23 protein-coding genes and 1 pseudogene are annotated in these 24379 nt (G+C 66.4%); 8 read left to right on the top strand and 16 right to left on the bottom strand.

Annotated elements, in window-relative coordinates:
- The first annotated feature begins 1 nt into the window (after position 1).
- The 5 genes and pseudogenes from IB228_RS15330 to IB228_RS15310 form a co-directional block, all read left to right on the top strand.
- Positions 2–1303 carry an ABC transporter permease gene (locus tag IB228_RS15330; RefSeq protein WP_192199093.1) on the top strand — a complete coding sequence of 434 codons (1302 nt, stop codon included), beginning with the start codon at positions 2–4 and terminating at the stop codon, positions 1301–1303.
- Between the two features lie 88 nt (positions 1304–1391).
- A complete protein-coding gene (locus tag IB228_RS15325) occupies positions 1392–2618 on the top strand; it encodes an FtsX-like permease family protein (RefSeq protein WP_192199092.1) in 1227 nt (408 codons plus the stop codon).
- Positions 2619–2684: 66 nt separating this feature from the next.
- Positions 2685–3908: an FtsX-like permease family protein gene (locus tag IB228_RS15320; protein WP_192199091.1), complete on the top strand. Its 1224-nt coding sequence runs from the start codon at positions 2685–2687 to the stop codon at positions 3906–3908.
- Positions 3909–3910: 2 nt separating this feature from the next.
- A complete protein-coding gene (locus IB228_RS15315; RefSeq protein ID WP_192199090.1) occupies positions 3911–5248 on the top strand; it encodes a sigma-54 dependent transcriptional regulator in 1338 nt (445 codons plus the stop codon).
- Positions 5173–6582, top strand: a pseudogene (locus IB228_RS15310) (HAMP domain-containing sensor histidine kinase); the annotation flags it as partial. The gene IB228_RS15315 and the pseudogene IB228_RS15310, both read left to right, overlap by 76 nt.
- 218 nt (positions 6583–6800) lie before the next feature.
- Here IB228_RS15310 and glmU read toward each other — a convergent pair.
- Entirely contained in the window at positions 6801–8168 is a 1368-nt protein-coding gene (gene glmU / locus IB228_RS15305; RefSeq protein WP_192199089.1) for a bifunctional UDP-N-acetylglucosamine diphosphorylase/glucosamine-1-phosphate N-acetyltransferase GlmU, read from the bottom strand.
- A gap of 90 nt (positions 8169–8258) precedes the next feature.
- On the opposite strand from glmU, the gene IB228_RS15300 reads away from it, so the two are divergent.
- Positions 8259–8642: a GtrA family protein gene (locus IB228_RS15300; RefSeq protein WP_183640763.1), complete on the top strand. Its 384-nt coding sequence runs from the start codon at positions 8259–8261 to the stop codon at positions 8640–8642.
- A 134-nt stretch (positions 8643–8776) separates the two neighbouring features.
- Here the strand turns inward: IB228_RS15300 and IB228_RS15295 are convergent, their stop codons facing one another.
- From IB228_RS15295 to IB228_RS15255, 9 genes are all read right to left on the bottom strand, one after another.
- On the bottom strand, positions 8777–9199 hold the full coding sequence (locus tag IB228_RS15295) for a F0F1 ATP synthase subunit epsilon (protein ID WP_183640762.1): 423 nt from the start codon (positions 9197–9199) through the stop codon (positions 8777–8779).
- A gap of 148 nt (positions 9200–9347) precedes the next feature.
- A complete protein-coding gene (atpD, locus tag IB228_RS15290) occupies positions 9348–10748 on the bottom strand; it encodes a F0F1 ATP synthase subunit beta (protein WP_192199088.1) in 1401 nt (466 codons plus the stop codon).
- A gap of 151 nt (positions 10749–10899) precedes the next feature.
- On the bottom strand, positions 10900–11763 hold the full coding sequence (gene atpG / locus IB228_RS15285) for a F0F1 ATP synthase subunit gamma (RefSeq protein WP_141454322.1): 864 nt from the start codon (positions 11761–11763) through the stop codon (positions 10900–10902).
- Between the two features lie 109 nt (positions 11764–11872).
- On the bottom strand, positions 11873–13420 hold the full coding sequence (atpA, locus tag IB228_RS15280) for a F0F1 ATP synthase subunit alpha (RefSeq protein ID WP_141454323.1): 1548 nt from the start codon (positions 13418–13420) through the stop codon (positions 11873–11875).
- Between the two features lie 72 nt (positions 13421–13492).
- Positions 13493–14020, bottom strand: coding sequence for a F0F1 ATP synthase subunit delta (locus tag IB228_RS15275; RefSeq protein WP_183640760.1), 528 nt, complete (start codon positions 14018–14020; stop codon positions 13493–13495).
- Between the two features lie 15 nt (positions 14021–14035).
- Positions 14036–14506, bottom strand: coding sequence for a F0F1 ATP synthase subunit B (locus IB228_RS15270; RefSeq protein ID WP_141454325.1), 471 nt, complete (start codon positions 14504–14506; stop codon positions 14036–14038).
- A 109-nt stretch (positions 14507–14615) separates the two neighbouring features.
- Positions 14616–14918, bottom strand: a complete 303-nt coding sequence (gene atpE, locus IB228_RS15265; protein WP_141454326.1) for a F0F1 ATP synthase subunit C — start codon at positions 14916–14918, stop codon at positions 14616–14618.
- Between the two features lie 63 nt (positions 14919–14981).
- Positions 14982–15779: a F0F1 ATP synthase subunit A gene (gene atpB / locus IB228_RS15260; protein WP_141454327.1), complete on the bottom strand. Its 798-nt coding sequence runs from the start codon at positions 15777–15779 to the stop codon at positions 14982–14984.
- 29 nt (positions 15780–15808) lie between these two features.
- Positions 15809–16177, bottom strand: coding sequence for an ATP synthase subunit I (locus IB228_RS15255; RefSeq protein WP_141454328.1), 369 nt, complete (start codon positions 16175–16177; stop codon positions 15809–15811).
- A gap of 455 nt (positions 16178–16632) precedes the next feature.
- On the opposite strand from IB228_RS15255, the gene IB228_RS15250 reads away from it, so the two are divergent.
- Together IB228_RS15250 and IB228_RS15245 are read left to right on the top strand one after the other, a co-directional pair.
- On the top strand, positions 16633–17436 hold the full coding sequence (locus IB228_RS15250; protein WP_183640759.1) for a hypothetical protein: 804 nt from the start codon (positions 16633–16635) through the stop codon (positions 17434–17436).
- A 103-nt stretch (positions 17437–17539) separates the two neighbouring features.
- Positions 17540–17743 carry a DUF2061 domain-containing protein gene (locus IB228_RS15245; RefSeq protein ID WP_183640758.1) on the top strand — a complete coding sequence of 68 codons (204 nt, stop codon included), beginning with the start codon at positions 17540–17542 and terminating at the stop codon, positions 17741–17743.
- A gap of 72 nt (positions 17744–17815) precedes the next feature.
- Here the strand turns inward: IB228_RS15245 and IB228_RS15240 are convergent, their stop codons facing one another.
- The 6 genes from IB228_RS15240 to IB228_RS15215 form a co-directional block, all read right to left on the bottom strand.
- On the bottom strand, positions 17816–18490 hold the full coding sequence (locus tag IB228_RS15240) for a DUF6624 domain-containing protein (protein ID WP_192199087.1): 675 nt from the start codon (positions 18488–18490) through the stop codon (positions 17816–17818).
- A gap of 179 nt (positions 18491–18669) precedes the next feature.
- Positions 18670–20829: a dihydrolipoyl dehydrogenase gene (lpdA, locus tag IB228_RS15235; RefSeq protein WP_192199086.1), complete on the bottom strand. Its 2160-nt coding sequence runs from the start codon at positions 20827–20829 to the stop codon at positions 18670–18672.
- A 15-nt stretch (positions 20830–20844) separates the two neighbouring features.
- Positions 20845–22281 (bottom strand): dihydrolipoyllysine-residue acetyltransferase, encoded by a 1437-nt coding sequence (locus IB228_RS15230; protein WP_183640753.1) that lies wholly within the window; start codon positions 22279–22281, stop codon positions 20845–20847.
- 147 nt (positions 22282–22428) lie between these two features.
- Positions 22429–23196, bottom strand: coding sequence for a DUF2884 family protein (locus IB228_RS15225; RefSeq protein ID WP_192199085.1), 768 nt, complete (start codon positions 23194–23196; stop codon positions 22429–22431).
- An 83-nt stretch (positions 23197–23279) separates the two neighbouring features.
- Positions 23280–23852, bottom strand: a complete 573-nt coding sequence (locus tag IB228_RS15220; RefSeq protein ID WP_192199084.1) for a DNA-deoxyinosine glycosylase — start codon at positions 23850–23852, stop codon at positions 23280–23282.
- Positions 23849–24304 carry a DMT family transporter gene (locus tag IB228_RS15215; protein WP_183640745.1) on the bottom strand — a complete coding sequence of 152 codons (456 nt, stop codon included), beginning with the start codon at positions 24302–24304 and terminating at the stop codon, positions 23849–23851. The genes IB228_RS15220 and IB228_RS15215 overlap by 4 nt, the downstream gene beginning before the upstream one ends.
- Positions 24305–24379 lie beyond the last annotated feature (75 nt).

Genomic DNA, 24379 nt, shown 5'->3' with positions numbered 1-24379 from the left:
CATGTTCGGTTACTACTTCCAGCTTGCCCTGCGCAGCTTCAGGCGCAACAAGGTGCTGACCGCGCTGATGGTGCTGGCCATCGCGCTGGGCATCGGCGCCAGCATGACCACCCTGACCGTGTTCTACATCCTGTCCGGCGATCCGATGCCGGGCCGCAGCCACACCCTGTTCTACCCGCAGATGGATCCGCAAAGCATGGACGGCTACACCGCTGGCGAAGAGCCGGAGGAGCAGGTGACGCGTTTCGACGCCGAGGCGCTGCTGCGCGAGAAGAAGGGCGATCGCCAGGCGCTGATGACCGGCGGCGGCGTCAGCATCGAGCCGGAGAAACAGGGCCTGTCCCCGTTCGTGGTGGACGCGCGCTACACCTCGGCCGATTTCTTCCCGATGTTCGACGCACCGTTCGCGCAGGGAACGCCCTGGAGCGCACGCGAGGACGATACCCAGGCGCGCGTGGCGGTGATCTCCAAGAAACTCAACGAAAAGCTGTTCGACGGCGGCAACAGCGTGGGCAAGTCGATCCGCATCGACCAGAACGAGTTCCGCGTGATCGGCGTGCTGGAGGACTGGCGCCCCACCCCGCGCTTCTATGATCTGAACAGCGATCGCTACGGCGAGGTGGAGCAGGTGTTCCTGCCGTTCTCCACCGCGGTGAACATGAAGTTCGGCCGCAACGGTTCGATGAACTGCTGGGGCGACAGCCAGGGCGACGAGACCGGCGTCAATGCGCCCTGCACGTGGATGCAGTACTGGGTGCAGTTGGATACGCCGGAAAAGGTGGAAGCCTACCGCCAGTACCTGGTGAACTACTCCGACCAGCAGCGCCGCGCCGGCCGTTTCGAGCGGCCAACCAACGTGCGCCTGCGCAATGTGATGGAGTGGCTGGACTACAAGAAAGTCGTGCCCAGCGACGTGCGCCTGCAGACCTGGCTGGCATTCGGCTTCCTGCTGGTCTGCCTGATCAACACGGTGGGCCTGCTGCTGGCCAAGTTCATGCGTCGCTCCAGCGAAATCGGCGTGCGCCGCGCCCTGGGCGCCTCCAAGGGGGCGATCTTCACCCAGGCGCTGGTGGAGGCCGGCACCATCGGCCTGGCCGGCGGCGTGCTCGGACTGGGACTTGCCCTGCTGGGCCTGTGGGCAGTACGCCAGCAGCCGGCCAGCTACGCCGAACTGGCGCACCTGGACCCGGTGATGCTGCTGACCACGTTCGGCCTGGCGATCCTGGCCAGCGTGCTGGCGGGCTTGCTGCCCGCCTGGCGCGCCTGCCAGGTGACCCCGGCCATCCAGCTCAAAACCCAATGATCCAGTCGCCGCTCCGGCCGATGGACGCGCGGTAGCTCTCTCTCCCGCACGCCTCGGCCGGAACGGCAACTCTCCCGGAGCACACCTCATGGATATCCGCCCCATCTTCACCGCGCTGCGCCGGCACAAGACCGCCGCCGCACTGATCGTCATCGAGGTCGCGCTGAGCTGCGCGATCATCTGCAACGCCCTGTTCCTGATCAACGGACGACTGGAGCGCATGGACCGCGTCAGCGGCCTGGCCGAGAAGGAAATCGTGCGCGTCCAGCTGGCCGGCATCGGCCGCGACGAGAATGCCGAAGCACTCACCAAGGCCGATCTGGCGGCATTGCGCGCCCTGCCCGGTGTGAAGGCCGCTTCGGTGACCAACCAGGTGGCATTCAACAACAGTTCCTGGAACAGCGGCGTCCGCCTGAACCAGCAGCAGACCCATCAGAATCTGAACGCCACCGTCTACATGGCGGACGATCAGTTCCTCGATACCCTCGGCCTGAACCTGGTGGCTGGGCGCAAGTTCAACAGCGATGAATTCCTCGAATGGGAAACGTTGAACAAGCCCGACACCCCCGGCACCATCCCGTCGGCGATCATCACCCGCAGCATGGCCAACGCGCTCTATCCGGATGGCAGCGCACTGGGCAAGACGTTCTACAGCTGGGGCGATGAACCCATCAAGATCATCGGTATCGTCGAACACCTGGTGCGGCCAAGCGAACAGGGCGGACCGACCGCGTACGAGTACTCGATGATGTTTCCGATCCGGGTGCCCTTCAACATGGGCGGCCATTTCCTGATCCGCACCGATCCCGAGCGCCGCGCCGAGGTGCTGAAGGCTGCGGTGGACGTGCTGCAGAAGAACAGCCCCAATCGGATCATCCTGGAGCAGGACACCATCGAGGAGATGCGGAACGACTTCTACCGGCAGGACCGCTCGATGGCCTGGCTGCTGGTGGCGGTGTGCGTGGCGCTGCTGATCGTGACCGCGCTGGGCATCGTCGGCTTGGCCAGCTTCTGGGTGCAGCAGCGTTCCAAGCAGATCGGCGTGCGCCGGGCGCTGGGCGCGACCCGCCGGCAGATCCTGCGCTACTTCCAGACCGAGAACTTCCTGCTGGCCTCGCTGGGCATCGTCATCGGCATGGCGCTGGCCTACGGCATCAACCAGGTGCTGATGGGCAAGTACGAGCTGGCGCGGTTGCCGCTGTACTACCTGCCGGTGGGCGCGGTGCTGCTGTGGCTGCTGGGCCAGATTTCGGTGCTTGGCCCGGCCATGCGCGCGGCATCGGTGCCGCCGGCGGTGGCGACCCGTAGCGCTTGATCGGCCCGCCTGCTGCCCTCCGACTCCCCGCCCGACGGCAGGGAGTCTTCTTCCGCCGGGTGAACCATGGACCTTCGTTCCCTGTTTCGGATCCCGATCCTGCTGTGCCGGCACCGCGGCCTGGCCACGCTGCTGGTGCTGGAGGTCGCGGTTGGTTTCCTGCTGCTGTACCTCGCCTGGCAGGCACACTCGGCCTGGCAGCATGCGCGGACCGCACCCAGCGGAGTTTCCGAAGCCTCGTTGCTGGTCGTTCCGCCAATGGGCCGCGCGGCCACCGTCGTGGACGTGCCCGCGCTGATGCAGGCGCTGCGCGCCCTGCCCGGCGTCGAGGCCGCGGTCGCGACCAACCAGGTTCCGTACGCGCGCAACTCATGGAACGCCGCCGTGGGCGACCGCCCGCCGGTCGGCCGTGATCGGATCGCCAGCATCTACATGGGCGGCGCGGACATGCCCCGCGCGCTTGGCCTGGACATCGCCGCCGGCCGCGACTTGCTCGCTTCGGAAGATCAGGTCATGACACCGGACGCCGGCGACGGCAGCGCGCTGCCCGCGCTGGTCACCCGTTCGCTGGCCGAGGATCTGTATCCGGGCGGACCGGTGCTGGGCCGGCCGGTGAGTGGCCTGCAGCGACCGGCGCGGATTGTCGGCGTCGTCGACCGCGCGCCGCTGCCGCTGGGCAGTCGCGGTCACGCCTCGCCGGGCGCGGCGCTCTTCCTGCCGTTGCGTCCAGGCGATGCATCGTGGGCGCATCTGCTGATCCGCACCGCGCCGGAACAACGCGACGTGGTGGCGCAGCGGGTCCATGCCTTGCTCGTCGCGAGCTTCCCCGAACGACCGGTCGCCATGCCGTTGCGGATGGACGAGATGCGCCTGGATACCCTGCACGCGGAGCGTCGCTGGATGTGGACGACACTCGCCTGCGCGGCCGGCTGGTGGCTGCTGACGCTAATGAGCCTGGGCGTGGCCGGCCAGTTGTGGGTGCAGCAAAGCGCACTGCGGATCAGCCTGCATCGCGCGGTCGGCGCGACGGCGCGGCAGATCCGGCTGGCGGTGCGCTGGGAGCATTTCCTGATCACCCTGGCGGGTATCGGCCTGGGCGCCGTCGCCGCGCGCGCACTGTTCCACCGCCTGCCCGCGCCGTGGACCCTGGAACCCGCCTCGCCACTGTGGCTGGCCGGCGCGGCACTGGTGATCATGGCGGTGGCGCAACTCGCCGCGACCTGGCCCGCGCGCCGCGCCGCCAACGTCGCGCCGGAGCGCGTGACGCGCAAGCCCTGGGTTAGGCTATAGGCATGCCCATCATCCTCGTCATCGACGACAACCGCGCCGTCAGCACCGCGCTGGAAGTCCTGTTTTCCCTGCACGACATCACCACCCTGCACGCCGAATCGCCGGAGGCCGGCCTGGCCACGCTGCGACAGGAGCCGGTAGACCTGGTCATCCAGGACATGAATTTCTCCGCCGACACCACTTCCGGCGCGGAAGGCGAAGCGCTGTTCGCCGAAATCCGCGCGCAGCATCCGGATCTGCCGGTGATCCTGCTGACCGCATGGACCCACCTGGAAGCGGCGGTGAACCTGATCCGCGCCGGTGCGGTGGACTACATCGCCAAGCCCTGGGATGACCGCAAGCTGCTGGCGACTGTCAACAACCTGATCGAGCTGTCCGAGGCGCGCAGCGAACTGGATCGCCGGCGCAGCCGCGAGCGCCAGAGCCGCGGGCAACTCGCCGCCCGCTACGATCTGCGCGGACTGGTGTTCGAGGATCCGGCCAGCGAGCGCATGATCGCGCTGGCCTGCCAGGTGGCGCGTTCGGATCTGCCGGTGCTGATCACCGGGCCCAACGGCAGCGGCAAGGAAAAGATCGCCGAGATCATCCAGGCCAATTCCAGCGTGAAGGCCGGACCGTTCGTGACCCTCAACTGCGGCGCGCTGCCTTCCGAATTGATCGAAGCCGAGCTGTTCGGTGCCGAGGCCGGTGCCTACACCGGCGCCAACAAGGCGCGCGAAGGCAAGTTCGAGGCAGCCGATGGCGGCACCTTGTTCCTCGATGAAATCGGCAACCTGCCGCTGGCCGGGCAGATGAAGCTTTTGCGGGTACTGGAGACCGGCCGCTTCGAGCGCCTGGGTTCCAACCGCGAGCGACGGGTGACGGTGCGGGTGATCAGCGCGACCAACGCCGACCTGCCGGCGATGATTCGCGAGGGCACGTTCCGCGAGGATCTGTACTACCGGCTCAACGCGATCGAACTGAACCTGCCGCCGCTGGCCGAACGGCCCGGCGACATCCTGCCGTTGGCCGAACACTTCCGCCCGGCCGACAAGCCGATCGGCGAATCGGCCCGCGCGGCGCTGATACGGCACGGCTGGCCGGGCAACGTGCGCGAACTGCGCAACGTGATGCAGCGCGCCGGCCTGCTGGCCCAGGGCGCGCGCATCGAAGCGGCGGATCTCAACCTGCCCCGTTCGGCGCCGGTGCGCAGCGTTCCGTCCGACGAACCGGACAAGGCGGCGCTTGAAAACGCGCTGTCGCGTGCCGGCGGCGTGATCGCGCAGGCCGCCGCCGAACTGGGCCTGAGCCGGCAAGCGCTGTACCGGCGCATGGACCGCTACGGCATCCCGCGCGAATGACCCGTCGCTCGCTCGCCGGTCGCCTGTTGCTGTGGCTGCTGCCTTCGATGGCGGTGGCGATCGGGCTGCCACTGCTGCTGCATCGCTGGCTGGACGACGACCGGCTGGCGTTCCTGTTGTCGGCGCTGATCGTGCTGCCGCTGGTCATGCTGGCCGTGCGGCGAGCGCTGGCGCCGATGAATTCGCTGTTCCGCGCCTTGTCCGGCAGCGTGAACAGTTATCGCGACGGCGAGTACAACTTCGGCATCCATTGGGACAGCCCGGACGAACTCGGCGCGCTGGTGGCCTCCCACAGCGAACTGGGCGACGTGCTGCGCGAACAGCGCCAGAGCCTGGTGCAGCGCGAACTGCTGCTGGACACCATGGTGCAGAACACACCGGTGGCGATGCTGCTGCTGGCCACCGGCGGCGATGGCGTGCGCCGGGTCGTGTTCGCCAACGTCGCCGCGCGCAAGCTGTTGCATGGCGGCTGGAAACTGGAGGGACAGAATTTCGACCTGCTGCTGGAAAGCGCGCCGGTGGAAATGCGCGAGGCATTGTCGCGCGGCGGCGACAGCCTGTTCGCGGTGGCCCAGGCCGACAGCGAGGAGGAGGAACAGGTCTACCACCTGGCGCGCCGCTACTTCCGCCTCAATGGCCGTCGCCACGAACTGCTGCTGCTGCGCCTGCTGACCAGCGAACTGCGCCGGCAGGAAGTGATGACCTGGAAGAAGGTCATCCGCGTGATCAGTCACGAACTCAACAATTCGCTGGCGCCCATCGCCTCGCTGGCCCACTCGGGCAGCGAGCTGATCCGACGCGGCCGCCATGACCGGCTGGAGGAGATCTTCGCGACCATCGAGGATCGCGCCCGTCATCTGGAAGGCTTCATCCGCGGCTACGCGCGTTTCGCCAAGCTGCCGCAACCGCAGCTGCAGACGATCCATTGGAACACCTGGCTGGAAGGCCTGCGTCGGCAGATCACCTTCCAGCTGGAAATGCCCGCGGACGACCTGAGCAGCCGCATCGATCCGGCCCAGTTGGAACAGGCCCTGCTCAACCTGCTGAAAAATGCCCACGAATCGGGTTCCAGCGTGGACGGCGTTGCGATGAAGGTCACCCGCCTGCCGGACTGGATTCGCCTGGAAGTGATGGATCGCGGCAGCGGCATGAATGATGCCGTGCTGCAGAACGCGCTGGTGCCGTTCTATTCGACCAAGCGCAACGGCACCGGCCTGGGCCTGGCGCTGACCCGCGAAATCGTCGAGGCCCACGGCGGCCGCCTGTCCCTGCACAACCGCGAAGGCGGCGGCCTGTGCGTGGCGATCCAGCTGCCGGACAATCCGGGTGCCTGAGGCGTCGCGCGCACCCTCCCTTCCTGTGGGAGCGACGTAAGTCGCGATACGCGGAACACCCGGCATGCATCGTGATACGAATGCATGTGGCAAAAAGCTCGCGACTCACGTCGCTCCCACATGACAGATTGCGGTCCCGTAGAGCGGAGCTTGCTCCGCTGCACGGAAATCATCACCGCATCCTGAAACCCCGCGAGCCGGGCAAGCCCGGCTCCCCCTCAGGATTTCTTCTTGGGGCGCTGCCAGCCCTCGATGCTGGCCTGACGACCTCGGGCCACGGTGAGCTGATCGGCCGGCGCATTCTTGGTGATCACCGATCCCGCGCCGATGGTCGCATTGCGGCCCAGCGTCACCGGCGCCACCAGGGAGGAATTGGAGCCGACGAACACGCCGTCCTCGATGGTGGTGGTGGACTTGTTGACGCCATCGTAATTGCAGGTGATGGTGCCCGCGCCGATGTTGACGCCGGCGCCGATGACGGCGTCGCCGAGATAGGTCAGGTGATTGGCCTTGCTGCCCGTGCCCAGGGTGATCTTCTTGGTCTCGACGAAGTTGCCGATGTGCACGCTGTCGGCCAGCACGGTGCCCGGACGCAGGCGCGCATACGGGCCAATCTGGGCCTTGTCGCCGCAGACCACGCCTTCCAGGTCGCAGTGGGCACGCACCACGGTGCCGGCGCCCAGCTTGACGTCCTTCAGGCGGGTGAACGCGCCGATGCGCACGCCATCACCCAGTTCGACTTCGCCTTCCAGGATCACGTCCACGTCGATTTCGACATCGCGCCCCACCTTCACGGTACCCCGCTGATCGAAGCGCGACGGATCCAGCATGCGCGCGCCCTGCGTGCACAGCGCGCGCGCGGCGCGCAACTGGTACGCGCGTTCCAGCTGCGACAGCTGCCAGGGATCGTTGGCGCCCTCGGCCTCGATCGGATCGGCCACCAGCACCATCTCGGCCGGACTGAACTCGCCCGCGGCCGAAGCGAAGATGTCGGTCAGGTAGTACTCGCCCTGGACGTTGTGGTTGGACAGCGCCGACAGCCAGCGCCGCAGCGCGGTGGATTCGGCGGCGATGATGCCGGTGTTGATGGTGCGGATGCGCCGCTGTTCGTCGCTGGCGTCCTTGTGCTCGACGATGGCGGCGACCCGGCCCTCGGCATCGCGCACGATGCGCCCGTATCCGCTCGGATCCTCCGGCTCGGCCACCAGCACGGCGACCCGGCCCGGCGCGGCCAGCAGGCGTTGCAGGGTCTCGGCCCGGGTCAGCGGCACGTCGCCGTACAGCACCAGCACGCTGGCGGCATCCGGCACCTGCGGCATGGCCTGGGCGACCGCATGGCCGGTGCCCAATTGCTGGGCCTGGTGCGCCCATTGCAGATCCGGCTGATCGGCGAGCGCCGCCTGCACCTGATCGCCGCCATGCCCATACACCACGTGGATGCCGGCCGGCGCCAGCGCCCGCGCCGCCTTGATGACATGGGCAAGCATCGGCCGCCCGGCAATCGGCTGCAGCACCTTCGGCAGCGCCGACTTCATGCGCTTGCCTTCGCCGGCGGCCAGGATGATGACGTGCAGGGGGTGGGTCATTGGCGTTCCTGTAGAGACAGTCCTTGAAGCTCGATTCTAAGCCACCGTCGCGGGTAGCATGTGCGCTCCCCGATTTTCGCCGGCATCTCTTTGAGCCTGTTGCAGCAAGCGCCCCGTTACGTCATTGCCGGCATCCTCCAGTTGCTGCTGGACTGGCTGCTGTTCGTGGCCCTGACCGCGCTGGGTGTGGCGCCGGCACCGGCCAACCTGGCCGGCCGCGCCAGCGGCGCGCTGCTCGGTTTCTGGCTCAACGGGCGCTGGACGTTCGCGCAGTCGGGCAGGCCCAAGCTGGGGTGGCGCCGGCTGCTCCGCTTCATCGTGGTCTGGCTGACGCTGACACTGGTCAGCACATGGCTGGTCGCCGCCATCGCCGCCGGGCTTGGCCTGCAGCAGGCCTGGCTGGCCAAACCGCTCGTTGAAGGTGGCCTGGCGGTGGTCGCCTTCTTCCTCTGGCGTCACATCGTCTATCGCTGAGGAAGGGTTCCTCACGCATCGCGGTGGTCGATCGCGGCAGACGACCTGCGCCAGCCCCGCCTGCGCAGCGGACGGAAAAGAAAACGCCGGCCCAGGGCCGGCGTTTTCCATGACGCGAAATGGCATCGCGTCGTTCAGTGCTTCAGGTTCTTGCGCAGGCGCTCCAGCGCGCTCAGCTGGGCGATGCTCATGGCCAGCTGGGCCTGGGCTTCCTCGGCGCTCATCTTCGGATCCTTGTTGGCCAGGACGCGCTCGGCTTCTTCCTTGACCTTGCGGACCGAGGCTTCGTCGATGTCCTGCGCGCGGATCGCGGTGTCGGCCAGCACGGTGACGACCTGCGGCTGCACTTCCAGGATGCCGCCGGAGATGGCGAAGTCCAGATGCTCGCCGTTCGGCAGGGTCACCACCACCTTGCCCGGCTTGAGGCGGGTGATCAGCGGCGCGTGCTTGGGCGCGATGCCCAGTTCGCCGAGCTCGCCGGTGGCGACGACCAAGGTGGCTTCACCGTGGAAGATTTCCTGTTCGGCGCTGACGATGTCGCAACGGATGGTGCTCATGTTACCTCGCTGTCGCGGGGCGGGATTCGGGATTGGGGATTGGGGATTCGGCAAGCGCCGAAGCGCTCCTCATCCACACCCTATCCAGCACACGAATCCCGCTCTTGCGAATCTCTAATCCCGAATCCCGAATCCCAAGAAGGAGCGCTTACGCGCCAATCTTCTTGGCCTTCTCGACCGCTTCCTCGATGCTGCCGACCATGTAGAACGCCTGCTCCGGCAGGTGGTCGTACTCGCCGTCGACAATCGCCTTGAAGCCGCGGATGGTGTCCTTCAGGGCGACGTACTTGCCCGGCGAGCCGGTGAACACTTCGGCCACGTGGAACGGCTGGCTGAAGAAGCGCTCGATCTTGCGGGCGCGCGACACGGCCTGCTTGTCCTCTTCGGACAGTTCGTCCATGCCCAGGATCGCGATGATGTCCTTCAGTTCCTTGTACTTCTGCAAGGTGGCCTGGACACGACGGGCGGTGTCGTAATGCTCGTGGCCGATCACGTTCGGGTCGAGCTGGCGGCTGGTGGAATCCAGCGGGTCCACGGCCGGGTAGATACCCAGCGAGGCGATGTTGCGCGACAGCACGACGGTGGCGTCCAGGTGGGCGAAGGTGGTCGCCGGCGACGGGTCGGTCAGGTCGTCCGCGGGCACGTACACGGCCTGGATCGAGGTGATCGAACCGGTCTTGGTCGAGGTGATGCGTTCCTGCAGGACGCCCATTTCCTCGGCCAGGGTCGGCTGGTAGCCCACCGCCGACGGCATGCGGCCCAGCAGCGCCGACACTTCGGTGCCGGCCAAGGTGTAGCGGTAGATGTTGTCGACGAACAGCAGCACGTCCTTGCCCTTGCCCGAAGCATCCTTCTCGTCGCGGAAGTACTCGGCCATGGTCAGGCCGGTCAGGGCGACGCGCAGGCGGTTGCCCGGCGGCTCGTTCATCTGGCCGTACACCATCGCCACCTTGTCGAGGACGTTGGAGTCCTTCATTTCGTGGTAGAAGTCGTTGCCCTCGCGGGTACGCTCGCCCACGCCGGCGAACACGGACAGACCGCTGTGCGCCTTGGCGATGTTGTTGATCAGTTCCATCATGTTGACGGTCTTGCCGACGCCGGCGCCGCCGAACAGGCCGACCTTGCCGCCCTTGGCGAACGGGCACATCAGGTCGATGACCTTGATGCCGGTTTCCAGCAGGTCGTTGGCCGAGGACTGGTCTTCGTACGACGGGGCCGCACGGTGGATTTCCCAGTGGTCGCTGGCCTGCACCGGACCGGCTTCGTCGATGGGCGTGCCGAGCACGTCCATGATGCGGCCCAGGGTGCCGTTGCCCACCGGCACCGAGATGGCGCGGCCGGTGTTGACGGCGACCAGGTTGCGCTTCAGGCCGTCGGTCGAGCCGAGGGCGATGGTGCGCACGACGCCGTCGCCGAGCTGCTGCTGCACTTCCAGCGTGATGGCGGTGTTGTCGACCTTCAGCGCGTCGTACACCTTCGGCACTTCATTGCGCGGGAATTCGACGTCAACCACCGCACCGATGATCTGAACGATCTTGCCCTGACTCATTTTCGTTGCTCCGATTATTTAATTCGCTCGACCAGCCAAGCCGGTCTCTTCAGTGATTCGGGATTGGAGATTCGTGATTCAGGATTCGTGAAAGGCGCGCTGCGCTGCTCTTTCGAATCCCGATTCCCGATTCCCGAATCCCCGTTCCTACTTACACCGCCGCCGCGCCGCCGACGATTTCCGAGATTTCCTGGGTGATCGCCGCCTGGCGGGCCTTGTTGTAGACCAGGTTCAGGGTGCCGATCAGCTTGGTCGCGTTGTCGCTGGCGGCCTTCATGGCCACCATGCGCGCGGCGTGCTCGGATGCCAGGTTCTCCAGCACCGACTGGTACACCAGCGCCTCGATGTAGCGGGTGATCACGTGGTCCAGCACGGTCGCCGCATCGGGTTCGTAGATGTAGTCCCAATCGTGGTGGGCCACCTGCGTCTCCGCCGCCGGCAGCGGCAGCAGCTGGTCGAACGAGGCGCGCTGCGTCATGGTGTTGACGAAGCCGTTGTACACCACGAACACGCGATCCAGCTTGCCTTCGGTGTAGGCATCCAGCATGACCTTGATGACGCCGATCAGCTGGTCCAGCTTGGGGCTGTCGCCGAGGTGGGACACGCTGCCGACCAGATTGACCTTGATCCGGCGGAAGAACACCGAGGCCTTCTGGCCGATGGTGACCACGTCGACTTCGGCACCCTTGTCCTGCCAGCCGCGCACTTCGCCCAGCATCTTGCGGAACAGGTTGTTGTTGAGGCCGCCGGCCAGGCCGCGATCCGACGAGATGACGATGTAACCGACCCGCTTCACTTCCGGCCTCTCGACCATGAAGGGATGCTGGTAATCGGTGTTGGCCTGGGCCAGGTGGCCGATGACCTGCTTCATCGCCCGCGCGTACGGGCGCGAGGTCTTCATGCGGTCCTGCGCCTTCCGGATCTTGGAAGCCGAGACCATCTCGAGCGCGCGCGTCACCTTGCGGGTGTTCTGCACGCTCTTGATCTTGGTTTTGATTTCGCGTCCGCCTGCCATCTCTGCTCGCTCTGCTCGCGGGAATCGGGAATGGAGAATCGGGAATCGGCCAGGCCGCCCGCTTCTACGCTCTTACGATTCCCTAATCCCGATTCCCGAATCCCGGCTCTTACCAGGTCCCGGTCTGCTTGAACTCGGAGATGCCCTTCTTGAAGGCGCCTTCGATGTCGTCGTTCCAGTTGCCGGTCTTGTTGATGGTGTCGACCAGTTCGCCCTGGGTGTTGGTGAAGTGCGCGTGCAGCGCTTCTTCGAACGCCAGGATCTTGTTGACCGGCACGTCGTCGATGTAACCCTCGTTGACGGCGTAGATCGACAGCGCCTGCAGCGCGATCGACATCGGCGCGTACTGCTTCTGCTTCATCAGCTCGGTGACGCGCTGGCCGCGCTCCAGCTGCTTGCGGGTGGCTTCGTCCAGGTCCGAGGCGAACTGGGCGAACGCCGCCAGCTCGCGGTACTGCGCCAGCGAGATGCGGATGCCGCCGGACAGCTTCTTGATGATCTTGGTCTGGGCGGCGCCACCGACGCGCGACACCGAGATACCGGCGTTGACGGCCGGACGGATACCGGCGTTGAACAGGTCGGTTTCCAGGAAGATCTGGCCGTCGGTGATCGAGATGACGTTGGTCGGCACGAACGCGGACACGTCACCGGCCTGGGTCTCGATGATCGGCAGCGCGGTCAGCGAACCGGTCTTGCCCTTCACTTCACCGTTGGTGAACTTCTCGACGTACTCCTCGGACACGCGCGCGGCGCGCTCCAGCAGGCGGCTGTGCAGGTAGAACACGTCGCCCGGGTAGGCTTCGCGGCCCGGCGGGCGCTTCAGCAGCAGCGAGATCTGGCGGTAGGCGACGGCCTGCTTGGACAGATCGTCGTACACGATCAGGGCATCTTCGCCACGGTCCAGGAAGTACTCACCCATGGTGCAGCCGGAGTAGGCGCTGATGTACTGCATCGCGGCCGACTCGGAAGCGGTGGCGGCGACGACGATGGTGTGCTCCAGCGCGCCGTTCTCTTCCAGCTTGCGCACGACGTTGGCGACGGACGAAGCCTTCTGGCCGATCGCCACGTACACGCACTTAATGCCGGTGCCCTTCTGGTTGATGATGGCGTCGATGGCCATCGCGGTCTTGCCGGTCTGGCGGTCGCCGATGATCAGCTCGCGCTGGCCGCGGCCGATCGGGATCATCGCGTCGACCGACTTGTAACCGGTCTGCACCGGCTGGTCGACCGACTTGCGCCAGATCACGCCCGGGGCGACGCGCTCCACCGGCGCGGTCAGCTTGGCGTCGATCGGGCCCTTGCCGTCGATCGGCTCGCCCAGCGCGTTGACCACGCGGCCGAGCAGTTCGCGGCCGACCGGCACTTCCAGGATGCGGCCGGTGGTCTTGGCGACGTCGCCTTCGCGCAGGTGTTCGTAGTCACCCAGCACCACGGCGCCCACGGAGTCGCGCTCCAGGTTCAGCGCCAGCGCGAAGGTGTTGTTCGGCAGTTCGATCATTTCGCCCTGCATCACGTCTGCCAGGCCGAAGATGCGCACGATGCCGTCGGACACGCTGGTGACGGTGCCTTCGTTGCGCGATTCCGCGGCCAGCTTGACCTTCTCGATGCGGTTCTTGATCAGATCGCTGATTTCAGAGGGGTTGAGCGTGGTAGCCATTTTGGTTTCCTGTAGGGTGGGCCTTGGCCCACCATCATGTTCGGTGGGCCGAGGCCCACCCTACGTTTCTTGTCAGTGCGTGAGCGCGGTCTGCAGGCGCGACAGCTTGCCCTTGAGCGAGCCGTCGATGACCACTTCGCCCGCGTCGATCACCGCGCCGCCGATCAGCGATTCGTCGATGGCGGTTTCCACCACGACGTCGCGACCCAGGCGCTTCTTCAGCGCGACCTTGATTGCGTCCAGCTCGCCGGCCGGCAATGCCACCGCCGAGGTGACCTTGGCGCGGACGATGTGCTCGGCCTCGGCGCGCAGTTCCTCGAACAGCGCGGCGACTTCCGGCAGCTGCGGCAGGCGACGGGCTTCGGCCAGCAGCGACAGGAAGCGGGTGAACGACTCGCTGGCGCCTTCCGGAGCCAGCAGCGCGACCGCCTGGGCCTGCGGCAGTTCCGGGTTGGGCAGCAGCGCGGCGACCTGCGGATCGGCGGCGACGCGCGCGGCAAAGCCGAGCGCGTCGGACCACGCGACGAGGGCGCTTTCGTCACGCGCGGCCGCGAAGGCGGCACGGGCGTAGGGACGGGCGACGGTTAGGGCCTGGCTCATCGTTCAGCGATCCCGTCAGATTTCCGCGGCCAGTTCATCGAGCAGCGCCTTGTGGGCGTTGGCATCGATTTCGCGGCGCAGCAGCTTCTCGGCACCGGTCACGGCCAGCGTGGAGACCTGCTTACGCAGTTCCTCGCGGGCGCGGGTCGCGGCGGCCTCGATCTCGGCTTCGGCCAGCGCCTTCTGGCGGTTGGCTTCGGCGATCGCCTCGTTCTTGGCGGCATCGACGATCTGGTTGGCACGGGCGTGCGCCTGATCGATGATTTCGTTCGCCTTGACGCGGGCTTCCTTCAGGGCCTCGTTGACCTTCTCTTCGGCCACCGCGAGTTCGCGCTGGCTGCGATCAGCGGCAGCCAGGCCTTCGGCGATCTTCTTTTGACGCTCTTCGATCGCGTTCAGCAGCGGCGGCCAGATCTTGGTCGCGATGATCCAGATCAAACCGGCAAACGCCAGCGCCTGGGCAAATAGGGTCAGACCGATGTTCATGGGTTTAGCTCTGCCAGTGGTGATGGGCGGGAAACACGCGGCCTCCCGGCCCTTCTATCTGCGTTGCGGGCGTCCGGATGGCCGTCGCCCGCACTTCAGAAACCGCTGATCAGCCGCCGGCCAGCTTGGCCAGCTGCTCGGTGAACGCGGTGGCCAGCGGGTTGGCGAAGGCGAACAGCAGGCCCACGGCGACGCTGATGATGAACGCGGCGTCGATCAGGCCGGCGGTGATGAACATGCGGACCTGCAGGACCGGGATCAGTTCCGGCTGGCGCGCGGCCGATTCCAGGAACTTGCCGGCCATGATGGCCAGGCCCAGACCCGCGCCCAGAGCGGCCAGGCCGATCATGATGCCGATGGCGAGGACGGTGGAGGCCTGAACTTGAGCGAGGGTGGTCAGAACGGTTTCCATGGTTTTCTCCGGAACTAAATTGCTAAAGGGTGGAATGTTTAAGGTGCAAAGGGTGAAGCGAAATCAGTGGCTGTCTTCCGACAGGCTCAGGTACACGATCGACAGCATCATGAAAATGAAGGCCTGCAGCGGGATGACCAGCAGGTGGAACAGCATCCAGCCGAGGCCGAAGGCGCCGCCCGCGAGCGCGCCGACGATGCCGGCGCCGCCGAGCACCCAGATCAGCAGGAACACGATCTCGCCGCCGAACATGTTGCCGAACAGTCGCATGGCCAGCGAGATCGGCTTGCTCAGCCACTCGACGATGTTGAGGATGAGGTTGAACGGCATCATCCACTTGCCGAACGGCGCGGTCAGGAACTCCTTGGTGAACCCGATCGGGCCCTTGGAGCGCAGCGCGAAGAACAGCATCAGGAAGAACACGCTGATCGACATGCCGAGGGTCGCGTTGACGTCGGCGGTCGGGACCGGCTTCCAGTAGTGCACGCCCATCAGCTCGAGCGGCTTGGCGATGAAGTCTGCCGGAATCATCTTCAGCAGGTTCATCAGCAGGATCCAGAAGAACAGGGTGATCGCGATCGGGGTCACCAGCTTGCTGGTGCCGTGATAGGTGTCGCGCGCCTGCTTGTCGACGAACTCAAGCATGATTTCAACGAAGGCCTGCCATTTGCCCGGGACGCCCGAGGTCGCCTTGCGGGTGGCCAGCCAGAACATGAACACCATCAGCAGACCCATCAGCACCGAAGTGATGATGGTGTCCAGATGGATGGCCCAGAACCCGCCCTCCTGAACCTGGAACGTCAGGTTGTGGAGGTGGTGCTGGATGTAACCGGTGGGTGTCAGTGTTTCCTCGCCCGCCATGTGTCCTAGATCCTGCTAATAAGAATTTTTTATCGGAGCCTGGCCATCGCCAGCGCCTGTGCCGCCATCCCGGTCAGCGTGCCGGCCAGCAGGGCCAGAGGTGGAAGTTTCCACACCCCGATTCCCAGCAGCAGCACCACAACAACCGTGATCCACTTGATAACCATCCCGGCCAGCAACCGCACCATCGCGGTCCCCGCACCGGTCACCCCGGCGCCGAAGGCCAGCCGGGCGGCGAACCATCCCCCCGCCACCATCGCCAGTCCCCCGACCGCGGCCGCCAGCGCCTGGGATTTTCCCCAGAGCAGGAAGGCCATCGCGACCAGCAGCACGGCACCCAGCTGGAAAGCCGTTGCGCGCAATACCAGCCGCCGGCCCGCAGCGACGGAGTTCAGCACAGTAGGTCCTACGGGGTTTCGTGGCGGGGAACAAGGCCTGATAGCGCCTCGCCGAGCCGCAAAAGTATAGCAGGGGGCTATTTTCCGGGACAACCGCCGAAGGTCGTAAAGTTGCGTTCGCGGGCTGTCATGGGTGGCTTTCGTGACGGGAACCTGCCGGTAACCGTTTCCAGCCCGGATGAACGGCAGCCGCCTCACCTCCCTGTTCATATTTTTATCGCTTTTTTTGCGGAACTTTGACGAACTCCCTTGGTCAGTCCTGCTTGCAAGGTCTGCGAACCAACTTCCTCGTCCGATGCTCCGAGCAGACCTTTAGAAGCCCCGAGGCTCCTGGCCCGGGGCTTCGCTCTTTCCGGGACTGGCGTTTTCACGCGACCAGAACCGCGGTTTCACTTCATGTCCACGGCATGACGCAGAGGGTGGAAAGCCTGTTCATTGTTCCAGGAGAGACAGGCATGAGATTTCGGGCTTCCCTTCCCCTGATGCTGGTTTTCGGCGCCGCCGGCATTTCGGCGGCAAACGCGCAGGAACCGGACCGCTTCACCCTCCGGCTGGGCGCCATGGACGTCGACGCCGACGGCGTGCTCAGCGGACGAACCAATTTCCAGGGCCAGGATCTGCGCTTTTCCCAGGACTTCGACTTCGGCGGCAAGGAACTGGTCCCGCGCATCGACGGCGTGTTCCGGATGGGCCAGCGGCACCGGCTGATCTTCGACTACTTCCAGTACGACAAGGACCGCCGGGCGACGCTGGGAGAGGACCTCTCGTATGACGATGTCACCATTCCCGCCGGCAGCTTCGCCAAGGGCAAGGCCAAGTTCCAGCTGGCCAGCCTGATGTACGACTACGCCGTGGTCGATACGCCCACCTTCAATCTCGGCCTGCAGATCGGCGCCGAGTGGGCCAAGCTGGAAGGCCGCCTGTATGCCGAGGCCGGCGAGAACAGCTATGAAACCCGCAGCAGCGACGACGGCTACGCGCCGGTGGTGGGCCTGCGCCTGACCGCCACGCCCAATGAAAAGTGGCTGTTCAACCTGCAGGGCCAGTACCTGGACGCCGGTTGGGGCGATTTCGGCGACTACGACGGCAGCATCACCCGCGCCAACGCGCTGGTCGAATACCGCTTCACTCCGCATTTCGGGCTGTTCGCCGGCTATGACTGGTTCAAGCTGGACGTCGAACGCGCGGGCAGCGACGGGCTGCTGGGACTGGATCAGCGCTTCAAGGGTCCGATAGCCGGCGTGACCCTGGCGTTCTGAATTTATAGATAATGTCTATCGAAAATACTGAAAGGACTCATTGGACTTTGGCTGGCCCGACCTCATAATGAGAATCAATCTCATTTGAGCATCGAGGTCGACCATGACCAAGACATTCACCTTCGCCGCCCTGCACTTCTCGGTCGCCTTCCTGCTGGGCTGGGCATTCACCGGCAGCTGGCTGGTCGGCGGTGCGCTGGCCCTGGTCGAGCCGGCCTGCAATACGGTGGTATTCCATTTCCACGAGAAAGTGTGGAAGCGGATCGAGCGTCGCCGCGCCGAGCGCGCGGCCGCCGTTCCCGCATGACCCCGTAGAGCGGAGCTTGCTCCGCTGCGGGATGTCTCGTACCCGGGACGCTCCAGCCGAGCAAGCTCGGCTCTACGGGGGCGGGGGAAACATCTGGGTAGCCATGCAGATATAGTCGGCCAGCGGCATGTCGCCCATCGCCGCGCGCCGCTGATCGACTTCCGACTCCGGCGCCTCGATCGCCTTGGGCACCCAGCGTCCGCCTTGCGCCAATAGCTGGCTGCCATAGCGCTGCGGCTTGCCCTGCCCCGCCAGCACGCGGTCGGTCAGCAGGATGAACTGGTGGCGGGAGATTTCCCCGCTCTGCACGCGTGGCGTGATCGCCGACAGCATCTGCTCCTGGAACACCGGATCGGCGTCGGCGTGCTGCACCAGCAGCCAGGCCGCATCGACGCCATCGCGCCCGACCAGTTCGGCGGTGGGGAATCCATGTTCGGCGACAATCTGTTTGAGCCGCGGCAGGTGCTCGGCGTCGACCTGCATCATCTGCCGGATATCCTCCTGCGACCAGTGGCCATCGCGGACGTCCTGATCGCGGGCCTGCATCCGCAGCAGTTCGATCCGCAGATCCGACAGGCGTGCCGCGGCGTCGGCGATATCCGGCGGCGACGGCTTGGGGTGCAGGCGGACGAATGCCGCCGCGCCCGGGCATTTCGCGTAGGCGGCGGCTTCCCGCGGGTCGTCATCGGCCCTGGCGGGCAGCATCAGTGCCAGCAATACGGCTGCGGCCATCCCGTGGTACGTCATCGAATCATCCCTGTCCGTGCATGCGTGTTGTCGGCGATTCTAGCGGGAAGCCCCTCTTCTCCGGGAACGCTCAAGCCGAGCAAGCCGGGCTCTGCGGGCTGGTGTTCGGACTGTGCGGTGTTCAAAAAGAAACCGCCCAGGCAGGCGGTTTCCTTATCTGCATTGCGGAGACAGACCGCTTACTTCTTCTTCGGAATGTACAGGTCGGTGATGGTGCCTTCGTAGACTTCGGCCGTCATCGCCACCGTCTCGCTGAGGGTCGGGTGCGGATGGATGGTGCTGCCGATGTCGCCGGCTTCGGCGCCCATCTCGATCGCCAGCGCGATTTCGCTGATCAGATCGCCGGCATGCACGCCGACGATGCCGCCGCCGATGATGCGGTGGGTTTCCTCGTCGAAGATCAGCTTGGTGGAACCTTCGCCGCGACCGATGCCGACCGCGCGCGCCGACGCCACCCACGGGAACTTGCCGATGCCGACCTTCAGGCCCTTGGCCTTGGCTTCGGTCTCGGTGACGCCGACCCAGGCGATTTCCGGATCGGTGTAGGCCACCGACGGAATCACCCGCGCCACCCATTCCTTCTTCTCGCCCGCGGCCACTTCCGCCGCCAGCTTGCCTTCATGGGTGGCCTTGTGCGCGAGCATGGGCTGGCCGACCAGATCGCCGATGGCGAAGATGTGCGGCACGTTGGTGCGCATCTGCGGGTCCACCGGAATGAAGCCGCGATCGGTGACGGTCACGCCGGCCTTGTCGGCATCCAGCTTGCCGCCGTTGGGCGAACGGCCCACCGCGACCAGCACGCGATCCCAGGTGCCGGATTCCAGTTCCGGCTTCTGGCCTTCGGTGGCGCTCTCGAACGACACGGTGATGCCCTTCTTGGAGGCTTCGACCTTGGCCGCCTTGGTCTTCAGGTGCACGGCCACGCCCTGCTTCTTCAGGCGGTCGGCCAGCGGCTTGACCAGGTCCTTGTCGGCGCCGGGCATCAGCTGGTCCATGAACTCGACCACGGTCACTTCGCTGCCCAGCGCGCGGTACACCGTCGCCATTTCCAGGCCGATGATGCCGCCGCCGACCACCAGCAGCTTCTTCGGCACTTCCTGCAGCGCCAGCGCGTCGGTGGAATCCATCACCCGCGGATCGTCCCACGGGAAGTTGGGCAGCTTCACCGCCTGCGAACCGGCGGCGATGATGCAGTTCTCGAAACGCAGCAGCTGGGTCTTGCCATCGCTGCCGGTGATTTCCAGTTCATGCGGCGAGACGAACTTCGCCACGCCCTGCACGGTCCGCACCTTGCGCTGCTTGGCCATGCCGGCCAGGCCCTTGGTGAACTGGCCGACCACGCGGTTCTGCTTGAAGTCGCGCAGCTTGTCGAGATCGATCTTCGGCTTGGCGAACTCGATGCCGATATCTGCCGAATGCGCGGTCTCGTCGATCAATGCAGCGGCATGCAGCAGTGCCTTGGACGGGATGCAGCCCACATTGAGGCAGACGCCGCCCAGCGAGTCGTAGCGCTCCACCAGCACGGTGTCGAGACCGACGTCGGCGGCGCGGAACGCGGCGGTATAACCACCGGGACCGGAACCGATCACCACCATCCGGCATTCGATGTCCGCGGGCTTGCCGGTGCCCAGCGCCGGCTTCGGCGCGGCGGGTTCGGCGGGTGCGCGGTGCGAGGGCGTGACTGGCGGCTTGCTGGCCGGCGCGGCGGCCGCAGGCGCGGCCGCGCCGCTTTCCAGCACGGCCACCACGCTGCCTTCGGACAGGGTGTCGCCCAGCTTGACCTTCAGTTCCTTGATCACGCCGGCGGCCGGCGACGGCACTTCCATCGTCGCCTTGTCCGACTCCAGGGTGACCAGGCCCTGATCCTTCTTCACCGTGTCGCCCACGGCGACCAGGATTTCGATGACCGGCACGTCGTTGTAGCCGCCGATGTCCGGCACCTTGGCTTCCAGGGTGCCGCCCGCCGATGCCGCAGGCGCGGATGGCGCGGATGGCGCGGCAGGCGCCGGCGCGGAGGCGGCCGGAACAGCGGGTGCGGCCGCCTTGGCCGGCGCAGCCGGAGCGGCGGCGGGCGCGGACGGCGCCGCGGCGGCACCTTCGACTTCCAGCACCGCCACCACACTGCCTTCGGACAGGGCATCGCCCAGCTTGACCTTCAATTCCTTGATCACGCCGGCGGCCGAGGACGGCACTTCCATCGTGGCCTTGTCCGATTCCAGGGTGACCAGGCCCTGATCCTTCTTCACCGTGTCGCCCACCGCGACCAGGATCTCGATGACCGGCACATCGTCGTAACCGCCGATGTCGGGGACTTTTACTTCAACAGTCGTGTTTGCCATGGTTCCAGCCCCCGCTTACAGCAGCACGCGACGCAGGTCGCCCATCAGTTGCGCCAGGTACGCGGTGAAGCGCGCGGCGGAGGCACCGTCGATGACGCGGTGGTCGTAGCTCAGCGAAAGCGGCAGCAGCATGCGCGGCGCGAACTGCTTGCCGTCCCACACCGGCTGGATGGAGGACTTGGACACGCCGAGGATGGCGACTTCCGGCGCGTTGACGATCGGAGTGAACGCGGTGCCGCCGATACCGCCCAGCGAGGAAATCGAGAAGCAGCCGCCGGACATGTCGGCCGGGCCGAGCTTGCCGTCGCGGGCCTTCTTGGCCAGTTCACTGGTTTCGGCGGCCAGCTCGTTGACGCCCTTCTTGTCGACGTCGCGGATGACCGGCACGACCAGGCCGTTCGGGGTATCGGCGGCGAAGCCGATATGGAAGTACTTCTTCAGGGTGAGGTTCTCGCCGCTGGCGTCCAGCGAGGCGTTGAACTCGGGATACTTCTTCAGCGCGGCGACGCTGGCCTTCATCAGGAACGCGAGCATGGTCAGCTTGATGCCGGCCTTCTCGTTCTCCTTGTTCAGCGCCACCCGCAGCGCTTCCAGCTCGGTGATGTCGGCGTGATCGTGCTGGGTGACGTGCGGGATCATCGCCCAGTTGCGCGCGAGGTTGGCGCCGGAAATCTTCTTGATGCGCGACAGCGGCTGGACTTCGACTTCGCCGAACTTGCTGAAGTCCACCTTCGGCCACGGCAGCAGGTTCAGCCCGCCACCAGCGCTGGCGACAGGCGCGGCACCGGCCGCAGCCGGCACGCCGCCGGACAGGGCCGCCTTCACGTAGCGCTGCACGTCTTCCTTGCTGATGCGGCCGCCGCGTTCGCTGCCCTTGACCTGATCCAGGTCGACGCCGAGCTCACGGGCGAACAGGCGCACCGTCGGGCTGGCGTAGGCCACCTTGGACGGCAGCACGCGGTCGGCATTGAACTCCACCGGCGGGGTGCGCGGGGGCACGGCTTCCGGATCGATGCCGGGCTTGTCTTCCAGCGCGCGCGGCGCGGCGGGCGCGGTCGGCGCGGCGGCTTCCTGTGCGATCTCGCGCTGGGTGAGCTTGTCCGGGGTCGGGGCGACCGCGACCGGCTCGACCTTCGCGCCGGTCTCGGCGGTCTTGACCGGCTCGGCCTTGGCCGGTTCGGCCTTCGGCGCGGCGGGAGCGGCGGCGCCTTCGGCCACCTCGATCAGGGCGACCACCGAGCCTTCGGCCAGTTCGTCGCCCAGCTTGACCTTCAATTCCTTGACCACGCCGGCGAAGGCCGACGGGACTTCCATCGTCGCCTTGTCGGACTCCAGCGTGACCAGGCCTTGATCCTTGGCGACGGTATCGCCAACGGCGACCAGCACTTCAATGACGGGAACGTCACTGTAGCCACCGATGTCGGGAACACGCGCTTCCTTGATTTCGGCCATGGGGGAACTCCAGCGATCACTTGCCAATAGGGGAACCCCTATTGTGGCCATCCCCGCCCGGTGCGCCAACCTCTGAGGGCAATTATTTTCGGGCCGGGACCGCTGGAATCGGCCGTCGCGGCTCGCGCGACGGCATGCACGCCTTGCTCAGTCGCCGGTGGTATGCCTTTGGTCGGGCTTTTCTTCCAGCAGGTTCAGCGCCTGCCCGCCGGGGAGACGATACGCCAGCGCATTGTCGATGCGCTCCATTTCGCGCATCTGCGAGCACAGTTTCTCCGCGCGCACTTCCAGCGCCTTGGCGCGTGGCGCCACCCGCGCTTCCACTTCCTTGTCCAGCCCGTCCATCCGCTCCAGGCGATCGGCATCGCCGGTCAGGGCCGCCGTGAGCGCGCCACCGACGATGTCGCCGATGACGCTGGGCATCACTTCGCCGACCGCGCGCTCGATGCCCTTGTCCAGATCCTGGCTGTTGAAGCGGTTGGCGCTGATCGAACGGGCGATACCCTGGTCGATGGCCTTGCGCGCCTTGTCCAGCGACTTGCGGGTGCGATCCGGATGGTTGCTGATGCTGGCGGCGACTTCGCCCAGCGCGGTGAACGCGATGTCGGCGGCGTCGCGGCCGATTTCGTGCGCCAGCGGCATGGCGGTGCGCGCGCCGCGTTCGAAGTCGATCAGGCGCTGGCGATCGTCGTCGTTGATCCGGACCCAGCGGTCATCGACGAACAGGCGCCCCTGGCGCATCACGATCGCCTTGGGCGCGCCGCTTTCGCGGGTGAAGATCACGCTGCGCTCGTTGACCGTCATGTCGTAGTCGCTTTCGATCTCGCAGCGGACATCCTTGGCCTGCGCGGACACGGCCAGCCCGGACAGCGCGGCCAGGCACAGCAGGGAAAGGCGCGGGGCGGAACGGATCATGGGCGGCCTCCGGAAGTTCGGTTGCCAACAGGATGCCAGCGCAACGGACCGCCCGCACATGCCGGACGGGGGCATGACCTTCGTCAGGGCCGCTCCGGAACAGGAGGGTCCGGGACGGAAGTGTCCGGGGCGGGAACGCGCAGGCAGGGCTTCAGGATTCCCCAGGATTTGGCCAGGCGTTCCACGCCGAAAGCCGCGTTGGCCGGACTGGTGGACGGCAGCGCGTGGAACACGAGCCGCGCGGCCAGCGCCGCCGGCAGGGTCGGCGCGACGTGGCGCTGGAACGCCTGCGCCGCCTTGCCGCCGTTGAAGGCCACCGCGCGCAGGGAGGGCCGTGCCTCCAGCCAGTCCACCAGCGGGTTGGCGACCTCGCTGCCGCGGACGATGTCCGCGTCCAGGCTGCCACAGCGCTCGCAGGTTCCAATCACGTCCCACAGGCCGACACCGGCGGCCTGCAGCGCGGCCAGCCGGAGCGGGTAGTCGAGCGCGGGATCGAAACCGCACAGCGCGCCCATCAGCGGCCAGAACCGGTTGCGCGGATGGGCGTAGTAGCGCGCCGCCGCCAGCGATGCCGCGCCCGGCATCGAACCCAGCACCAGTACCCGGCAATCCGGGGCCGCCTGCGGCGGCAAGCCGCGCAGGAGCGTCGCGCTCATCCGGCCGGCGTCTGCCATGGCCGCACCACCAGCAGCGCGCCGGCGACGACCAGCAGCGCACCGATCACGCGGGTGCCGTCGATGGGCTGGCGCGCATGCAGCACGCCGAAATGATCCAGCAGCAGCGAGCCCACCAATTGTCCGAACACCACCAGACAAATCAGCGGCGCGGCGCCCATGCGCGGAATCAGCAGGGTCGCGGCGGCAACGTAGATCGCGCCGATGGCGCCGCCGGTCCACGCCCACCATGGCACCCGCGCCAGCGCCGCCGGGTCGAAGGTGGGCCGCGTGGCCAGCCACCACAGCGCCAGCACGCCGGTGCCGACCGCGAACGACATCAGCGCGGCGAACAGCGGGCCGAAGGTCTGCCGTCCCAGCGATGCATTGATCAACGCCTGCAACGGCAACAGCATGCCGATGAACACCGCCAGGCCCATTCCGATTGCTTTCATGTCCATCTTCCCGGATTCGAAGGCGGACACGATACGGCAGGCGATGTGTTCAGGCGCACGACGCTGCGTGGCGCC

It is taken from the genome of Pseudoxanthomonas sp. PXM04 (assembly GCF_014851695.1).
GTDB classification, from domain to species: Bacteria; Pseudomonadota; Gammaproteobacteria; order Xanthomonadales; family Xanthomonadaceae; genus Pseudoxanthomonas_A; species Pseudoxanthomonas_A beigongshangi.
The sequence above is the reverse complement of the archived record's forward strand: the minus strand, read 5'-3'. Positions and strand labels throughout refer to the sequence as shown.